We start from the raw sequence: 15,371 nt of genomic DNA on the forward strand, positions 1-15,371 counted from the left end.
CGATCCCCGCGCGGCTGAGCGCGCGGGGATCGCGCCCAACCGCACTCCGCTCAGCGCAGGCGCTGCTTGAACATCCACTCCCACATCGCCGGGTCCGCATAGGTCACATCCCAGACGTTGTGGTTGCCTTCGGGATATTCGCTGTAGCGCAGGTTGGCGCCCACGCCCTTTGCGGCGCGGTACAGCGCGCGATCGTCGTGCGGTGGCACGGAGGTGTCCTTGGCGCCATGAAACGTCCAGATCGGCACGTGCTTGAGCTGGGTGACCGCTGCCGTGTACGGGTCGGCTTCCTTGGCGACCAGGCTGACATACAGTGTGCGGCGCTCGTCGCGTGGCGCCTTGAGCGCACCGCAGACCGGCACGATCGCGGCAAATCGCTGCGGCTGCATCAGCCCGATTTCCCACGCACCATAGCCGCCCATCGAAATGCCGGTGAGGTAGGTGCGTTGCGGGTCGGCAGCGAACTCGGCGCTGGCCGCATCCAGCGCGGCGATCGCCATGCGTGCATTGACGCCCAGCCATTCCTCGTCGTCGGGCACCTGCGGCAATACCACCAGCGCCGGGAAGTCGGCGGTGTGTTCGCTCAGGTAGGGGCCGACGCCGACCTCGGCCTGATCGCGCCCGTTGTCGCCGCGCTCGCCCGAGCCGTGCAGGAACAACACGATCGGCCGTGGCTGCGGCGTCTTGGCGGCCGGCACGAACACCTGGTAGCGGTACAGCCGGCCCTCCAGCTGTAGGGTGCGGGCGACGAAGTGGCCGCGCCGTCCCTCGTGCTGGCGCTCAGCCATGCTGGAACAACCGGCAAGCACCAGCGCAAGAATTCCAAACAAGACGCAACGAACGATCACGCAGCACTCCCCATCGATCACCAGGCTGCAGTATCGCCGCATGCAGGTGCGCTGGCACGTCGCATTGCGGCGGGGGATGGGAATGCGTCATGCGGTCCTTCATTCTCGGTGGCGCGTGCACTGTACGTGCATGCGGTCAGGCGCACGCGCTCACGGCATCAGGATCAGCGTGGCCAGGCCCAGGAAGCTCAAAAAACCCATCACGTCGGTCAACGTGGTCAGGATCACGCCGCCGGCCAGGGCCGGGTCGAAGCCCAGCCGTTTGAGCGTCACCGGCACCAGCACGCCGCCGAAGGCAGCGGTGAGCATGTTCAACGTCAGCGCAGTGCCGATCACCAGCGACAGCATCGGCTGGCCGAACCAGGCCAGCACGATCAGCCCAAGCCCCACGCCCAGACACAGCCCGTTGATCAGCGCGACGGTGAGCTCCTTCTTGAGCAGGGTCATCACGTTGGACGAGCCGATCTGCCCCAGCGCCAGGCCGCGCACCATCAGCGCCAGCACCTGGGTGCCGGCGTTGCCGCCCATGCCGGCCACGATTGGCATCAATGCCGCCAGCGCCACCAGTTTTTCGATGGTGCCTTCGAAACGGCTGACCACGCTGGAGGCCAGAAACGCGGTGCACAGGTTGATGCCCAGCCAGATCAGCCGGCGACGGAACGCGCGCCGCGCCGGGCTGAACATGTCCTCGTCTTCGTCCAGGCCGGCTGCACTCATGGCCTGGTGTTCGGCCTGTTCGCGGATGATGTCGACCACGTCGTCGATGGTGATGCGGCCGAGCAGGATGTTGTTGTCGTCCACCACCGGCGCGGAGATCCAGTCGTGGTCGGAAAAGCGCCGCGCGACTTCGTCGGAGCCATCGCCCACGTCGATCGCCGGCTGCTCGTCGTCGATCAGCCGATTGACTGGCGTGCTGTCTTCATGGGTGACCAGCGCGGCCAGCGACACCCGGCCCAGGTACTGGTGGCGACGGCTCACCACATACAGGTGATCGGTGTGATCGGGCAGCTCGCCGCGCAGGCGCAGATAGCGCAGCACTACGTCGACGTTGACGTCGGCGCGCACCGTCACCACGTCCGGGTTCATCAGGCGGCCGGCGGTGTCTTCCGGATACGACAGCACCTGCTCGAGCCGCTCGCGGTTCTCGCGGTCCATCGACTTGAGCACTTCGTCGATGACGGTGTCGGGCAGGTCTTCGACCAGATTGGCCAGATCGTCGATGTCCAGATCTTCGACCGCGGCGACGATCTCGTCGGTGTCCATGTCGGCCAGCAGGCTTTCGCGCACTTCGTCGCCGACGTGCAGCAGCACTTCGCCATCGTCTTCCGGGTCGACCAGCCCCCACACCACTTCGCGCTTGCCGGGCGGCAGCGATTCGAGCAGGTTGCCGATCTCCGCCGGCGCCAGCGTGTTGACCAGCCGACGTACCGGCCCTAGGCGTCCGCTATCCAGCGCGTCGGACAGCAATCGCAGCTGGCGCGCAGTCTTGTCGTGGCGGACGGCTTCGGCCATGCGCGGCTCCCCGGAAGAGTGGACGCGCCGTCAGTGGAAGACGCGGTGCTGGATCAGCACCGCATTATCGCTTGCGCATGGTGACGAAACATACAGCGGCGTGGCCAGGCGCATGCGGATTGCCGAAACGATGCCGGATGCGCCTTGCATGGGTGAGCCTATTGCGCGGGAGCGTGCCGCATCGGACGAACGACGTGCAGCGTGTGCAAGCTGCCATGCGTGGCCGACGTTGCGTATCGCCGTACGCGTTGCATCCTGGCGATCAGTCGCCTGTGGCGCTAGCGCAACATGGCCTGCGCATTGCAGGCCAGCCACTTCTCGATGCCCTTGCGGTCGCGCGCACGCAGCAGTTTTTCGCCTTGCACGCGCAACTCGCCCAGATGGATGTCGCGGACCGCGCGGCGCACCTCCAGCAAGGTGGCCGGATGCAGGCTGAACTCGGTCAGCCCCAACGCCAGCAGCATCGGCACGAAGCGCGGGTCGCCGGCAATCTCGCCGCACACCGCCACCGGCTTGCCGTAGGCGCGCCCGGTGGCGATGACCTGCGCGATCAGTCGCAGCACCGCCGGATGCAGCGGCGAATACAACTCGCCCAGCGCCTCGTTGTTGCGGTCTACCGCCAGCAGGTATTGCACTAGATCGTTGGTACCGATCGACAGGAAGTCGATGTCGTCGATAAAGCAATCCAGCGCCAGCGCCGCAGCAGGCACTTCAATCATGGCGCCCAGCGGAATGTGCTCGGCAATCTCGTGGCCTTCGTCGCGCAACTGCGCGGTGAGCTTTTTCAGCTGTTTGCGCAGCAACAGGATTTCTTCGCGCCCGCTGACCATCGGCACCAGGATGCGCACCGGCCCATAGCCGGATGCGCGCAGGATCGCGCGCAATTGCGCCTGCGCCACCGCGGGGCGGGCCAGCGACAGGCGTACGCCGCGCAGGCCCAGGGCCGGGTTGTCCTCGTCGCTCAAGGTCAGGCCGGTGCGGTCGGCCTTGTCGGCGCCAAGATCCAGCGTGCGGATGGTCACCGGGCGGCCGCTCATGCCCAGCACGGTGGCGCGGTAGGTATGGAACTGTTCGTCTTCGTCCGGCAGCTCGTTGCGCTGCAGGAACAGGAACTCGGTGCGATACAGGCCCAGCCCGCTGGCGCCCAGCGCATGCGCGCGCGCCACGTCTTCCAGCGACTCGGCGTTGGCCAGCAGGGTGATATCGACGTTGTCGCGGGTGCGGGTGGGCTTGGAACGCAGTCGCCCGAGTTCGCGCTGCTCCTTGGCCAGCGTGCGCAGGCGCTCGCGGTAGTCGCGCAGATGGTCGGGGGTGGGGTCGACGATGACCTGGCCGGAACCGGCATCGACGATCAGCACATCGCCATCGTCGATCCGCTGCAGCGCATCGCTGACTCCGACCACCAGCGGCAGATGCAGGCTGCGCGCCAGGATCGCGCTATGCGACAGCGTACTGCCGGCGGTGGTGACGATGCCCACCACGCCTTGCGCCTGCAGCTGCGCCAGCTCCGACGGCGCCACGTTGTCGCAGACCAGGATCTCCCCGGCCACGCCCTTGAGGTCGGGCGCACGCTTGTGCAAGAACGCATGGATGCGGCCGATCACGTGATCCAGATCGTCCATGCGGCTCTTGAGATATGCGTCTTCCATGCCATCGAACACTGCCGCCAGCCGGTCGCGCTGCACGCGCAGGGCATAGTCGGCGCTGTAGCGGTGGGTGCGGATCAGCTCGTCCAGCCCCTGCAGCAATTCCGGGTCGTCCAGCAGCAGCGCATGCAGTTCGAGAAATTCGCCGACCTCGCGCGCCAGCGCGCCGTGCAGGCGGTCGCGCAACTGCTGCATTTCGACACGTGCCGCCTCGATGGCGGCATGCAGGCGCTGCAGCTGCGTTTCCACCTGGTTGGCAGGCACGCGCTGTTCGGCCACTTCCAGCGTATGGCTCTGGCGCACGCGCGCGCGTCCGAGCGCATTGCCGCGCGAGGCACCATGTCCGCGCAGGCGCAGACTCATGCCCGTGCCTGGCGCAGCGGCGCCGTGTCGGTCGCACTGGCACCGACGCCGCGCATGCTCAGCTGTCCTCGTCGAAACGACGCTCGAACAACTCCACCAACGCCTGCAGGGCCTGCGCTTCGTCTTCGCCATCCAGCCGTACCACCACGCTGGTGCCCTGGCCGGCGGCCAGCAACATCACGCCCATGATGCTCTTGGCGTTCACTTCGCGGCCCTTGGCCGCCAGCGTGGCGTTGCTGCGATAGGACGACAGCGTCTGCACCAGCTTGGCGGTCGCCCGCGCATGCAGTCCGAGTCGGTTGGACACAATGAGTTCGCGTTCAAGCATCGTCGATGATCGCTCCGTTGCGGGTACCGGCCGCCGCGGTGGCGGGCAGCTCCTGCAAACCTTGTTCGGGGTAATTCATCACCCGCAGCAGCATCGGCAGGCTCAGCGCGGACACCCGACGGACCGGCGTGCCGAGCTTGGCCAACCGGCTGGCGAGATTGCTGGGGCTTGCGCCATACAGGTCGGTCATGACCAGCACACCGTCGCCGCTGTCGACCCGGCGCATCGCCGCCGAGGCCTGGGGCAATAATGCGTCCAGGTCTGCATCGAACGGCACATCGAATGCTTCGGTCTTCAACGGCAAATGCCGCAACAGCCCCGTCGCCACGTTCAACAACGCTGCGCCGATGCCGGGATGAGTAATGAGGAGAATGCCACAGGCCATGCCGAAACGTTAACAGGTCGGCATGACCGCGCGATAGCGTTTGCCCGCACCGATGTGTTGCGAACTGAATAGCCGTTTAGGACCGCTGCAGCGTGTCGCGTGCAGTGCATGCAGCAAGCGCGCCGCTGCCCACATGGCGATGATCGCGGCACCCGGAGTCTGCCGATGCGAACCGCATCACAAGCGAACGCTGCAGCACGCACCTGGCAGGCTGCGCATGATCCGAGCGCGCTCATCAATTGCCCCGATGACATGTCTTTCTCGCAGCTCGCAGGGCTGCGTCAGGTCGAATCGATCTGGGGCCGGCACCGAAGCAAGGAAACAGTCGTGGCAAAAAGAGCGACCTGTATCTCCCAGCGCAGCCGTCAAGACCAAGGCGTCGGCAGTAAGCGCGAACAGGGAGCAATCCCATAGCTGGAACTCACAGGGCAAGCGTCGATGCGCGGATGTGGTGAGTCGTTCGCACATCCCAAGCCGCATGACACCGCTTTGACGATTCCCGAATCCCGAATCCCGAATCCCGATTCCCGATTCCCGATTCCCGATTCCCGATTCCCGAATCCCGAATCCCGAATCCCGAATCCCGAATCCCGAATCCCGAATCCCGGCCCTTTAGTCCTGCTCGCGATGAAACGTCGCCACTTCCGGCCAGCCCTGTTCGCGCGCATGCCGCGCCATGCGCTCGGCCATGTACACCGAGCGATGCTTGCCGCCGGTGCAGCCGAAGGCGATGGTCACGTAGCTGCGGGTGTCGTTGCGTAGCCGCGGCAGCCAGGTGTCGAGCAGATCCACGATCTGCGCGCTGTAGCGCTGCACGTCCGCCTGGTTGTCCAGATAGTCGCGCACGCCGGCATCGCGGCCGGTGAGCGGGCGCAGCTCCGGATCCCAGTGCGGGTTGGGCAGCACGCGCGCATCGAAGACGAAGTCGGCCTCGGCCGGGACGCCGCGCTTGTAGGCGAACGATTCGAACAGCAGCGACAGCCGGTCGTTGGAGCCCAGCGCGAATTCGGTGACCACCCGGCGACGCAACTGGTGCACGTTGAGCGTGCTGGTATCGATGATGGCGTCGGCCTGCGCGCGCAGCGGCTCGGTCAACTGCCGCTCGCGGGTGATCGCCTCCGGCAGGGCCAGGCCGAGATGACTCAGCGGATGACGGCGGCGGGTATCGGCATAGCGTTTGATCAGCGCTTCATCGCTGGCTTCGAAAAACAGCAGCCGTGCCTCGATGCCGTATTCCTGCGCCGCCAGGCGCCATTGCGCCAGCTGGGTCAGGTCGCTGCGACTGCGCACGTCGATGCCCACCGCCAAGCGTTGGTCGCCGATCGGGTTGCCACGCAGGCGGCTCTTGACGAAGTCCGGCAGCAGCTCCACCGGCAGATTGTCCGAACAGTAGTAGTCCAGGTCCTCGAAGGTCTTCAGCGCAACCGATTTGCCCGAGCCGGACAGCCCGCTCACGATCATCAGCGTGGAGGGCGCGGTACTCATGGCGTGCGTCGCTCCAGCAGGTTGCTGTGGCGGGCGATGAACATCGCCGCCGGGTCGATGCCCTTGGTGCGCAGGATGTGCAGCCGGGTGGCGGCCTCGGTCAGCACCGCCAGATTGCGGCCGGGCATCACCGGCAGGGTGATCAGCGGCACGTCCAGATCCAGCACGTGGCGGCTGCCGGAATCGCCGGTCAGGCGCTCGTAGCCGGAGGGCGTGGGCTCGGTCATCGGCCGGGTCAGGTGCACGATCAGGCGCAGGTACTTGTTCTTCTTCACCGCGGTGTCGCCGAACATGTCGCGCACGTTCAGCACGCCCAGGCCGCGCACTTCCAGCAGGTCCTGCAGCAGTTCGGGGCAGGTGCCGTCGAGCACGTCCGGGGCGATCTGGGTGAACTCCGGCGCATCGTCGGCCACCAGGCGGTGGCCGCGGCTGAGCAGTTCCAGCGCCAGCTCGCTCTTGCCCGAGCCGGCTTCGCCGGTGATCAGCACGCCAATCGAATAGATCTCCATGAACACGCCATGCAGCGTGACCCGCGGCGCCAGCGTGCGCGCCAGATGGTAGGAGAGATGGTTGAGCAGCTCATGGCCGCGCTTTGGCGAGATCCACAGCGGGGTATTGGATTCGTCGGCCGCCGCGCGCAGATCTTCCGGGCAGGACTGGTTCTTGCTGATCGCCAGCGCCAGCGGTTGCACCTGGATGATCTTCTCGATGGTTTCCCAGCGCTGGCGCGCGTCCAGCGAGTCCAGCCAGGCCAGCTCTTCGGTGCCCAGGATCTGCACCTTGTTGGGATAGATCACGTTGAGATAGCCGGCCAGCGACGGGCGGCGCGCGTTGTTGCTGCCGGCCTCGATCTCGCGGTGCTCGCCCTTTTGCCCGGCGACCCAGCGCAGCGCCAGCTTGTCGCGCTGCTGGTCGAACAATTCGCGTGCGGTGATGCTGGTATTCATGCCGCGCTGGCCTGTGGTGGAGGCGCATCGGTGAGCAGGGCCATCAGCGCGTCGGCATCGGGGGCGGCACGCAATTGCTGGCGAAACTGCGCATCGGAGAAGCGCTCGGCCAATTCCGACAGCAGCATCAGATGCTGATGGGTGTAATGCGCAGGCACCGCCATGGCGAACACCAGGTCCACCGGTTCGTCGCCGCCGAACCCAACCGGGGCGTCCAGCCGCAGCAGCGCGCCGCGGGGTTCGGTCAGATTGGGGCAGCGTCCGTGCGGAATGGCGATGCCATGGCCGATGGCGGTACTGCCCAGGGCCTCGCGTTCGCACAGGTTGGCGTAGAGCTCGTCGGCGCCGGCCTGTCGGCAGGACAGCAGCTCGGCGGCGGCGTGCAGCACGGTGTCGCGATCGGCGGCCGGCGACACCACGGTGCGCACGGCCGCCATCAGATCGGTTAAAGGCATGAGGGCATCAAGCGGGAAGCGTCATGCCGGATTGTCGCGCACCTCGCGTGCGTGGTGGTTACATTTCTTTTCTTTGTGCTTGAGCACCAGGCGGTCGAGCTTGTCGACCAGCAGGTCGATGGCCGCGTACATGGTGGAGCCGCTGGCATCTGCGTGCAGGGTGCGACCGGGAAGGTTGACGGTGGCGACTACGTGGTGATCCGGCTTGCGAACGGCCAGCTGCGTTCGGACTTCGCAGTGCTGGTCGAAATGGCGCTGCAGTCGCTGCAGCTTGCTTGCCACGTACTCCCGCAGGGCGGGGGTCACTTCAAGCTGGTGGCCATACGTCTCGATGCGCATCGGATACCTCCATTGGTCGGTGGGCCAATGAACCGTTCCGGTGATCCGACTAACCCGGCGCAGGCCGGCGTTGCGGTGGTTGCAACGTCAGGCGATGCGTACGCGTTCGTGGGAGGCGGAAATGTTCATGGCCTCACGATACTTCGCAACGGTGCGCCGCGCCACTGGTACGCCGGAAGTTTTCAACAGATCTGCCAACTTGGCGTCAGACAAGGGTTTGCGCGGGTTTTCCGCATCGATCAGGCGCCGGATCATGGCCTGGATGGCGGTGCTGGAGGCTTCGCCGCCGCTGTCGGTGTCGATGCCGGAGGCAAAGAACGAGCGCAGCGCGATGGTGCCGCGCGGGGTGCGCACGTATTTGCGGGCGATGGCGCGGGAGATGGTGGACTCGTGCAGGCCGAGCTCGCCGGCGATCTCGCGCAGGGTCAACGGGCGCAGCGCTTGCGCGCCGAATTCCAGGAACCCGGCCTGGTGCTGCAGCAGGCAGCGCACCACCCGCAGCAGGGTCTCGCCGCGCGCCTCCAGGCTCTTGAGCAGCCAGCGCGCCTCCTGCAACTGCCCGCGCAGATAGCCTGCGTCGGATTCGCCGCAGCTGCGGATCAGGTTTTCGTAGCCGCGGTGGATGGTGACCTTGGGCTGCGAACGGCCGGCCAGCGATGCGCGCCAGACGCCGCGCTGGCGCCAGATCACGCAGTCGGGCACCACGTAGGTGTCCTGCGACAGGTCGCCGATCTGCTTGCCCGGGCGCGGGTCCAGCGAGCGCACCAGTTGCACGGCCTGTTCGACATCGGCGGCGGAGCGCTTGAGTTCGTGGGCCAGCCCGGCCACACCGGCGCGCGGCAGGCGTTCCAGCGGGCCGGCGACGATCTGCAGCGCCAGCTCACGGCCCGGGATGGCCGAGTCGAGCACCGCCAGCTGCAAGGCCAGGCACTCGCCCAGCGTGCGCGCACCCACGCCGACCGGGTCGAAGCGCTGGATCTGGTGCAGCACGGTCAGGACTTCGGCTTCGTCCACCGCTGCGCCCAGCGCCAGGGTCTCGAGAATGGCCGACAGCGGCTCGCGCAGATACCCGTCTTCGTCCAGCGCATCGATCAGCAGCGCGCCGATCTGGCGGTCGCGTGGCGACAGCGGGGAGAGGTGCAGCTGCCACAGCAGATGGTCGGCCAGGGTTTCCGATTCGGCCACGCGCTCGGCGGCGTCGCCGGACTCGTCATCGTCGAAACTGCCGCCGCTGCCCGAGCCGGTCCACTGCAGTTCGTCCTGCGACCAGTCGTCGTCGCGCTCGGCCGGGGCCGGTTCCTCGCGCTGGGATTCCTCGCTGGACGAGGACGGCGAGGCTTCCACCGCTGTGTCGCCAGCCGCATGCGCGGCCTCGTCGGCCCATTCCAGCAGCGGGTTGGTCTCCACCGCTTCGGCGATTTCCAGTTCCAGCTCGGTGGTGGACATCTGCAATAGCTTGATCGCCTGACGCAATTGCGGCGTCATGACCAGCTGCTGTCCTAGCGATGTCTGGAGCCGGGCTTTCATGCGGGCACTGACTGGAAGAATCGATGGCGCGGCGACGCGCTCAAAGGCGGAAAGTTTCCCCCAGATACACGCGACGGACGTCGGGATTGGCTAGCAGCGCATCTGGTGCCCCCTGCGCCAGCACGCCCCCCTCGGCGAGAATATACGCGCGGTCGCAGATTCCCAAGGTTTCGCGCACGTTGTGATCGGTGATCAACACGCCAATGCCGCGTTCCTTGAGGTGGATGATGATGCGCTGGATCTCGCCGACCGAAATCGGATCGACGCCGGCAAAGGGTTCGTCGAGCAGCATCATGCGCGGCTTGGCCGCCAGCGCCCGCGCGATCTCGCAACGCCGCCGCTCGCCGCCGGACAGGCTGGCGCCGAGCTGGTCGGCCACATGGGTGATCTGCAGTTCTTCGAGCAGCGAGACCAGTTCCTTCTCGCGGCCGGCGTTGTCCAGTTCCTCGCGCAGTTCCAGCACCAGGCGGATGTTGTCGGCCACGGTGAGCTTGCGGAAGATCGACGGCTCCTGCGGCAGATATCCCACCCCGAGCTTGGCGCGTGCGTACATCGGCTCGGCGGTGAGGTCGCGGCCGTCCAGCTCGATACGGCCGGCATCGGCTTCGACCAGGCCCACGATCATGTAGAAGCAGGTAGTCTTGCCGGCGCCGTTGGGGCCGAGCAGGCCGACCACTTCGCCGGCCTCAAGCGTGAGACCGAATTCCTTGACCACTTCGCGTTGCTTGTACTTCTTGCGCAGACCGGTGGCGACCAGCATTACTTCTTCCCCTGCGGCTTGGCCGCCGCGGGCTTGGCGGCAGGTGCCGGAGCAGGCGTCGCCGCCGCAGGCGCCGCGTTCTTGGGCTGGATGATGGTGCGCACGCGGCTGCCGTCGCCGCCGCTCTGCATGTTGCCGGTCTTGGTGTTGTAGATCATGCGCTGGCCGGCGTTGGTGCCCTTGGGCGAGTCGACCTTGTAGTTGCCGGTCAGGATGATGATCTCGTCGGCGACCTTGTATTCGATGTTGTCGGCCTGGCCGTTCATCATCGCGCCGTCGTCCATCTGCTGCTTGAGCGTGGCCTGCTTGCCGTTGAGCACCACCCGGTCGGTCTGGCCGTTCTTCTGGAAGATGTCGGCGGTGTCGGCGTGGATTTCCAGCGTGCCCTGGGTGATCACCACATTGCCGCTGAAGCGGCACTTGCCGCTGTCGTCGAGCATGTTGCAATCGTTGGCATTGGAATCGATCGCCATCGGCTGATTGCGGTCGCTGGTCTTGGCCATCGCCATGGCAGGCAACAGCAGCGCGGCAAACGCCAGTTTAGCGGGCAGCATTCGGTTCATAGCGGGTCTTGACCTGAGAGAGGAGCTTGTACTGGCGCGATTTGAGATCGGCCTCGAAGCCGACCCCGCTCTGCATGATACCCGGCCGGCTCATGGTTACCGGAGCAGCGGTCTTGGCGAGGTTCTGCTGCGGAAACACGTCCAGGCTCTGGGTACGGAAGGTGGTGGGTGGCGTCGTGCCGGCGGTCGGGCTGTCGCCTTCGACATCGCCGCGCAGGCGCAGCTCGTCGCCCTTGGGGCTGACCCAGCCGGTCTTGGCGCGCAGCGTCCAGGGCTGGTTGGCGTTGTCGGGCAGCAGGAACACCGGGGTGGTGATGTCGGAGGTCTGATCGGCGCGGTTGCGGTGCATTTCCGGCGCGCGCAGCGTCATCGATTCCTTGCCGGTCTGCTTGTCCAGTGCGATCAGTTCGAAGTCGCGCAGCACGTAGTCGGCCTTCGACTCATCCACCACTGCCGCGACCGGGCGTGCGCGCTGCTGCCAGGCCGACCAGCCGGAGATGATGGCGGCGGCAAACAGCACCACGCCCAGGGTGGTGCGCCAGTTCACGCTCATGCGGAAAACCTTTCGATGATGCCCTCGACCTGGCCTTGTGCGGCCAGCACCACATCGCAGACCTCGCGGGCGGCGCCTTCGCCGCCACGGGCCTGGGTGTGCCACTGCACGCGCTCGGCGATCCAGGGATGCGCGTTGGCCGGTGCGACCGGCAGGCCGACCGCCAGCAACGCCGGCAGATCGGGCAGGTCGTCGCCCATGAACAACACCTGGTCCAGCGACAGGCCGTGCTCCTGGCACAACGCCAGCACGGCCAGGCGCTTGTTCTTGACCCCGATCTGCACGTGCAGGCCCAGATCCTGGCCACGCTTTTCCGCCGACAGGCTGGCGCGCGCGGTGATCAGCGCGACATGGATGCCGGCGGAGTCGAGCTGCTTGAGGCCCTGGCCGTCGAGCACGTTGAAGGCCTTGCTCTCGTTGCCGGCATGGTCGTAGTACAGGCGCCCGTCGGTCAGGGTGCCGTCGACGTCGAAACAGGCCAGGCGGATACGCGCGGCGCGTTCGATCAGCTCGGCGGGAAGGTGCAGCAGGGGAGAGTAGGGCATCGGCACGAATCGGTGGGAACGGGGTTCCGCAGTTGAAAACTGAACCTGTTAAACCACCTTGGCGCGCAACAGGTCGTGAATGTTCAGAGCGCCGACCGCGCGCTGCTGCGCGTCCACCACGATCAGGCCATTGATCTTGTAGTCCTCCATCAGCCGCGCGGCCTCGGCGGCCAGCTGGTCTGCGCCGATGGTGCGCGGGTTGCGCGTCATCACCTCGGCGATGCCGGCGCTGCGCACGTCGATATCGCTGTCCAGTGCGCGGCGCAGGTCGCCATCGGTGAACAGGCCGATCAGGCGCCCATCCGCGTCCACCACGGCAGTCATGCCCAGCCGCTTGCGGCTCATTTCCATCAGCGCCTCGCTCAGGCTGGCGTCGGCGCGCACGCGCGGCAGGTCATCGCCGCTGTGCATCACGTCGGTGATGTGCAGCAGCAGGCGCCGGCCCAGGCTGCCGGCCGGATGCGAGCGCGCGAAGTCGTCGGCGGTGAAGCCGCGCGCGTCCAGCAGCGCCACCGCCAGCGCGTCGCCCATCGCCAGCGAGGCGGTGGTGCTGGAGGTGGGCGCCAGATGCAGCGGGCAGGCTTCGGCCGACACACTCACGTCCAGGTGCACGTCGGCGGCCTGGGCCAGCGAGGAGCTCGGGCGCCCGGTCATGGCGATGATCGGGTTGCCCTGGCGCTTGAGCACCGGCAGCAGCATGCGCACCTCGTCCGATTCGCCGGAGTAGGACAGCGCCAGCACGATGTCGGCCTCGGTGATCATGCCCAGGTCGCCGTGCCCGGCTTCGCCCGGATGCACGAAGAACGCCGGCGTGCCGGTCGAGGCCAGGGTGGCGGCGATCTTGCGCGCGATGTGGCCGGATTTGCCCATGCCTGTGGCCACCACGCGTCCACGTGAAGCCAGCACCAGCCGGCAGGCCGCGGCGAACGCGCTGCCGATGCGCGCGCCCACGCTGGCCAGGGCTTCACGCTCGATCTCCAGCACGCGCTGGCCGCTGGCGACCAGGCTGGCGTCGCTGACGGTGGCGGTGGGCAGGTGCGAGACGGCCATGCGGGACTCGGGTGAAGAGTAGAATGTGCGCTCATTTTATGAGGAAACACCCTGTGGACGCCGAAACCATCCGTAAACTCATCGAATCCGGCTTGCCCGAAGCCCGCGTCGACGTGCACGGCGACGACGGCGTGCACTTCGAGGCGACCGTGGTCAGCCCGGCCTTCGCCGGCAAGGCGCCGTTGGCGCGCCACCGCATGGTCTATGCGACCCTGGGCGAACTGATGGGCGGCGCGATCCACGCGTTGCAGCTCAAGACGCTGACCCCCGAAGAAGGCTGAGCGTTGGTCGGTGCCTGATCGGGCGGGCGGTGCATCCGCCTCGACCGCAAGCGCCGACGACTGCCTGGCAACTCACGCATTCTCGACCCACTCTTTCGGATTCCCTGAAGGTCTCATGGCAAAAATCGTAGTGACCGGCGGCCAAGCGCTGCACGGCGAAGTCAATATTTCCGGCGCCAAGAACGCAGTGCTGCCGATCCTGTGCGCCACCTTGCTGGCCGATGCGCCGGTTGAAATCAGCAACGTGCCGCACCTGCACGATGTGATCACCACGGTGAAGCTGCTCAGCGAGCTGGGCGCCGAGGTCACCATCGACGAAGGCACCCTGGCAAAGGGCCGCTCGATCCTGGTCGACCCGCGCTCGGTGACCCACCAGGTCGCACCGTACGAGCTGGTCAAGACCATGCGCGCCTCGATCCTGGTGCTCGGCCCGCTGCTGGCGCGCTACGGCACCGCCGAAGTGTCGCTGCCCGGCGGCTGCGCGATCGGCTCGCGTCCGGTCGACCAGCACATCAAGGGCCTGCAGGCGCTGGGTGCGGAGATCAGCGTGGAGAACGGCTACATCAAGGCCACCAGCAAGGGGCGTCTGAAGGGCGGCCGTTACGTGTTCGACATGGTCAGCGTCACCGGCACCGAAAACGTGCTGATGGCCGCCGTGCTGGCCGAAGGCACCACCGTGCTGGAAAATGCGGCGATGGAGCCGGAAGTCACCGACCTGGCCGACTGCCTGATCGCACTCGGTGCGCAAATCGAAGGCGCCGGTACGCCGCGCATCGTGGTGCAGGGCGTGGAGCGCCTGGGCGGCGGACACCATGCGGTGCTGCCGGATCGCATCGAGACCGGCACCTTCCTGGTCGCCGCGGCGATGACCGGCGGCAGCGTCACCGTGCGCCGCGCGCGTCCGGACACCCTGGATGCGGTGCTCGACAAGCTCACCGAGGCCGGCGCCACCATTACCACCACCGCCGACAGCGTCACCCTGGACATGCAGGGCAAGCGCCCGCGCGCGGTCAATCTGACCACCGCGCCGTACCCGGCGTTTCCTACCGACATGCAGGCGCAATTCATGGCCCTGAACTGCGTGGCCGATGGCGTGGGTGTGATCAACGAAACGATCTTCGAAAACCGCTTCATGCACGTCAACGAGCTGCTGCGCCTGGGTGCGGACATCCAGGTCGAAGGCCATACCGCCATCGTGCGCGGTGCCGAGCGCCTCAGCGGCGCGCCGGTGATGGCGACCGATCTGCGCGCGTCGGCCTCGTTGATCCTGGCCGGGCTGGTCGCCGACGGCGACACCACCATCGATCGCATCTACCACCTGGACCGTGGGTACGAAAACATCGAAGAGAAGCTGGGGGCGCTGGGCGCGACCATCCGGCGCACCGCATGATCCTGCGCGGACGCTTCACCACCCGACGCAAGATCCTGCTGGGCGTGATCGTGCTGATCCTGGCGTGGCTGGCCTACGCCTGGAGCGTAGGCATGGCCATCACCCAGGGCGTCGAGTTCAAGGACATGGACTGGAACGGCGACGGCACCGCCAGCCGCGACGAGATCGCGCAGTCGTTCTATGCAGTGGCAGTGAAAAAGACGGTCGAAGGCAAGCGCCATTGCGATCTGTTCTATTGGCGCAGCAACGACCAGCAGATCCGCGTGGACTGCCGCACGGTGTTCAGCAGTGGCGATGACAAGGCGGCGGCCAAGCCTTGAGGCGTGATAGGTCGGTGCGGATAGATCAGTCGTAGAGCGGCTGATCTGCGGCTGTGCTGCAAGGCCCTTGCCCG

At 66.7% G+C, this 15,371-nt stretch carries 18 protein-coding genes; 3 read left to right on the top strand and 15 right to left on the bottom strand.

Going from position 1 to position 15,371, the window contains the following annotated elements; all coding sequences use genetic code 11:
- Positions 1-50: 50 nt before the first annotated feature.
- The 15 genes from Y887_RS11490 to Y887_RS11560 form a co-directional block, all read right to left on the bottom strand.
- Positions 51-890 (bottom strand): carboxylesterase family protein, encoded by an 840-nt coding sequence (locus tag Y887_RS11490; RefSeq protein ID WP_181113375.1) that lies wholly within the window; start codon positions 888-890, stop codon positions 51-53.
- A 108-nt stretch (positions 891-998) separates the two neighbouring features.
- Positions 999-2,360, bottom strand: coding sequence for a magnesium transporter (mgtE, locus tag Y887_RS11495; protein ID WP_005993208.1), 1,362 nt, complete (start codon positions 2,358-2,360; stop codon positions 999-1,001).
- 278 nt (positions 2,361-2,638) lie between these two features.
- Entirely contained in the window at positions 2,639-4,369 is a 1,731-nt protein-coding gene (gene ptsP / locus Y887_RS11500; protein ID WP_046964467.1) for a phosphoenolpyruvate--protein phosphotransferase, read from the bottom strand.
- A 58-nt stretch (positions 4,370-4,427) separates the two neighbouring features.
- The gene (locus tag Y887_RS11505) at positions 4,428-4,697 is read right to left on the bottom strand and encodes an HPr family phosphocarrier protein (RefSeq protein WP_039409292.1); all 270 of its coding nucleotides are present in this window, start codon (positions 4,695-4,697) and stop codon (positions 4,428-4,430) included.
- Positions 4,690-5,082 carry a PTS sugar transporter subunit IIA gene (locus Y887_RS11510; RefSeq protein WP_005993214.1) on the bottom strand — a complete coding sequence of 131 codons (393 nt, stop codon included), beginning with the start codon at positions 5,080-5,082 and terminating at the stop codon, positions 4,690-4,692. Before Y887_RS11510 ends, Y887_RS11505 begins: the two co-directional genes overlap by 8 nt.
- A gap of 612 nt (positions 5,083-5,694) precedes the next feature.
- Positions 5,695-6,567: an RNase adapter RapZ gene (rapZ, locus tag Y887_RS11515; protein ID WP_046964468.1), complete on the bottom strand. Its 873-nt coding sequence runs from the start codon at positions 6,565-6,567 to the stop codon at positions 5,695-5,697.
- A complete protein-coding gene (hprK, locus tag Y887_RS11520; RefSeq protein WP_016904610.1) occupies positions 6,564-7,514 on the bottom strand; it encodes an HPr(Ser) kinase/phosphatase in 951 nt (316 codons plus the stop codon). The genes rapZ and hprK overlap by 4 nt, the downstream gene beginning before the upstream one ends.
- On the bottom strand, positions 7,511-7,969 hold the full coding sequence (locus tag Y887_RS11525; RefSeq protein WP_046964469.1) for a PTS sugar transporter subunit IIA: 459 nt from the start codon (positions 7,967-7,969) through the stop codon (positions 7,511-7,513). The genes hprK and Y887_RS11525 overlap by 4 nt, the downstream gene beginning before the upstream one ends.
- A 21-nt stretch (positions 7,970-7,990) precedes the next feature.
- Entirely contained in the window at positions 7,991-8,308 is a 318-nt protein-coding gene (gene hpf / locus Y887_RS11530; RefSeq protein WP_005913379.1) for a ribosome hibernation-promoting factor, HPF/YfiA family, read from the bottom strand.
- A gap of 87 nt (positions 8,309-8,395) precedes the next feature.
- Positions 8,396-9,835, bottom strand: coding sequence for an RNA polymerase factor sigma-54 (locus Y887_RS11535; protein WP_046964470.1), 1,440 nt, complete (start codon positions 9,833-9,835; stop codon positions 8,396-8,398).
- Between the two features lie 40 nt (positions 9,836-9,875).
- Positions 9,876-10,595, bottom strand: a complete 720-nt coding sequence (gene lptB / locus Y887_RS11540) for an LPS export ABC transporter ATP-binding protein (protein ID WP_046964471.1) — start codon at positions 10,593-10,595, stop codon at positions 9,876-9,878.
- Positions 10,595-11,158 (bottom strand): lipopolysaccharide transport periplasmic protein LptA, encoded by a 564-nt coding sequence (lptA, locus tag Y887_RS11545; RefSeq protein WP_104612421.1) that lies wholly within the window; start codon positions 11,156-11,158, stop codon positions 10,595-10,597. The genes lptB and lptA overlap by 1 nt, the downstream gene beginning before the upstream one ends.
- A complete protein-coding gene (lptC, locus tag Y887_RS11550) occupies positions 11,136-11,711 on the bottom strand; it encodes an LPS export ABC transporter periplasmic protein LptC (protein ID WP_046964473.1) in 576 nt (191 codons plus the stop codon). Before lptC ends, lptA begins: the two co-directional genes overlap by 23 nt.
- On the bottom strand, positions 11,708-12,256 hold the full coding sequence (locus tag Y887_RS11555; RefSeq protein WP_046964474.1) for a KdsC family phosphatase: 549 nt from the start codon (positions 12,254-12,256) through the stop codon (positions 11,708-11,710). Before Y887_RS11555 ends, lptC begins: the two co-directional genes overlap by 4 nt.
- Positions 12,257-12,304: 48 nt before the next feature.
- The gene (locus Y887_RS11560) at positions 12,305-13,306 is read right to left on the bottom strand and encodes a KpsF/GutQ family sugar-phosphate isomerase (RefSeq protein ID WP_046964475.1); all 1,002 of its coding nucleotides are present in this window, start codon (positions 13,304-13,306) and stop codon (positions 12,305-12,307) included.
- Between the two features lie 53 nt (positions 13,307-13,359).
- On the opposite strand from Y887_RS11560, the gene Y887_RS11565 reads away from it, so the two are divergent.
- The 3 genes from Y887_RS11565 to Y887_RS11575 all read left to right on the top strand — a co-directional run bounded on the left by Y887_RS11565 (position 13,360) and on the right by Y887_RS11575 (position 15,297).
- On the top strand, positions 13,360-13,587 hold the full coding sequence (locus Y887_RS11565; RefSeq protein ID WP_046964476.1) for a BolA family protein: 228 nt from the start codon (positions 13,360-13,362) through the stop codon (positions 13,585-13,587).
- 115 nt (positions 13,588-13,702) lie between these two features.
- Positions 13,703-14,977 carry a UDP-N-acetylglucosamine 1-carboxyvinyltransferase gene (gene murA / locus Y887_RS11570; protein WP_046964477.1) on the top strand — a complete coding sequence of 425 codons (1,275 nt, stop codon included), beginning with the start codon at positions 13,703-13,705 and terminating at the stop codon, positions 14,975-14,977.
- The gene (locus Y887_RS11575) at positions 14,974-15,297 is read left to right on the top strand and encodes a hypothetical protein (RefSeq protein WP_046964478.1); all 324 of its coding nucleotides are present in this window, start codon (positions 14,974-14,976) and stop codon (positions 15,295-15,297) included. The genes murA and Y887_RS11575 overlap by 4 nt, the downstream gene beginning before the upstream one ends.
- Positions 15,298-15,371 lie beyond the last annotated feature (74 nt).

The organism is Xanthomonas pisi DSM 18956 (genome assembly GCF_001010415.1).
GTDB lineage: Bacteria > Pseudomonadota > Gammaproteobacteria > Xanthomonadales > Xanthomonadaceae > Xanthomonas > Xanthomonas pisi.

Excerpts from the sequence above, each read along its gene's own strand:
- Y887_RS11490 (WP_181113375.1), bottom strand. The coding sequence starts at position 890 with ATGCGGCGATACTGCAGCCTGGTGATCGATGGGGAGTGCTGCGTGATC.
- mgtE (WP_005993208.1), bottom strand. The coding sequence starts at position 2,360 with ATGGCCGAAGCCGTCCGCCACGACAAGACTGCGCGCCAGCTGCGATTG.
- ptsP (WP_046964467.1), bottom strand. The coding sequence starts at position 4,369 with ATGAGTCTGCGCCTGCGCGGACATGGTGCCTCGCGCGGCAATGCGCTC.
- Y887_RS11505 (WP_039409292.1), bottom strand. The coding sequence starts at position 4,697 with ATGCTTGAACGCGAACTCATTGTGTCCAACCGACTCGGACTGCATGCG.
- Y887_RS11510 (WP_005993214.1), bottom strand. The coding sequence starts at position 5,082 with ATGGCCTGTGGCATTCTCCTCATTACTCATCCCGGCATCGGCGCAGCG.
- rapZ (WP_046964468.1), bottom strand. The coding sequence starts at position 6,567 with ATGAGTACCGCGCCCTCCACGCTGATGATCGTGAGCGGGCTGTCCGGC.
- hprK (WP_016904610.1), bottom strand. The coding sequence starts at position 7,514 with ATGAATACCAGCATCACCGCACGCGAATTGTTCGACCAGCAGCGCGAC.
- Y887_RS11525 (WP_046964469.1), bottom strand. The coding sequence starts at position 7,969 with ATGCCTTTAACCGATCTGATGGCGGCCGTGCGCACCGTGGTGTCGCCG.
- hpf (WP_005913379.1), bottom strand. The coding sequence starts at position 8,308 with ATGCGCATCGAGACGTATGGCCACCAGCTTGAAGTGACCCCCGCCCTG.
- Y887_RS11535 (WP_046964470.1), bottom strand. The coding sequence starts at position 9,835 with ATGAAAGCCCGGCTCCAGACATCGCTAGGACAGCAGCTGGTCATGACG.
- lptB (WP_046964471.1), bottom strand. The coding sequence starts at position 10,595 with ATGCTGGTCGCCACCGGTCTGCGCAAGAAGTACAAGCAACGCGAAGTG.
- lptA (WP_104612421.1), bottom strand. The coding sequence starts at position 11,158 with ATGAACCGAATGCTGCCCGCTAAACTGGCGTTTGCCGCGCTGCTGTTG.
- lptC (WP_046964473.1), bottom strand. The coding sequence starts at position 11,711 with ATGAGCGTGAACTGGCGCACCACCCTGGGCGTGGTGCTGTTTGCCGCC.
- Y887_RS11555 (WP_046964474.1), bottom strand. The coding sequence starts at position 12,256 with ATGCCCTACTCTCCCCTGCTGCACCTTCCCGCCGAGCTGATCGAACGC.
- Y887_RS11560 (WP_046964475.1), bottom strand. The coding sequence starts at position 13,306 with ATGGCCGTCTCGCACCTGCCCACCGCCACCGTCAGCGACGCCAGCCTG.
- murA (WP_046964477.1), top strand. The coding sequence starts at position 13,703 with ATGGCAAAAATCGTAGTGACCGGCGGCCAAGCGCTGCACGGCGAAGTC.
- Y887_RS11575 (WP_046964478.1), top strand. The coding sequence starts at position 14,974 with ATGATCCTGCGCGGACGCTTCACCACCCGACGCAAGATCCTGCTGGGC.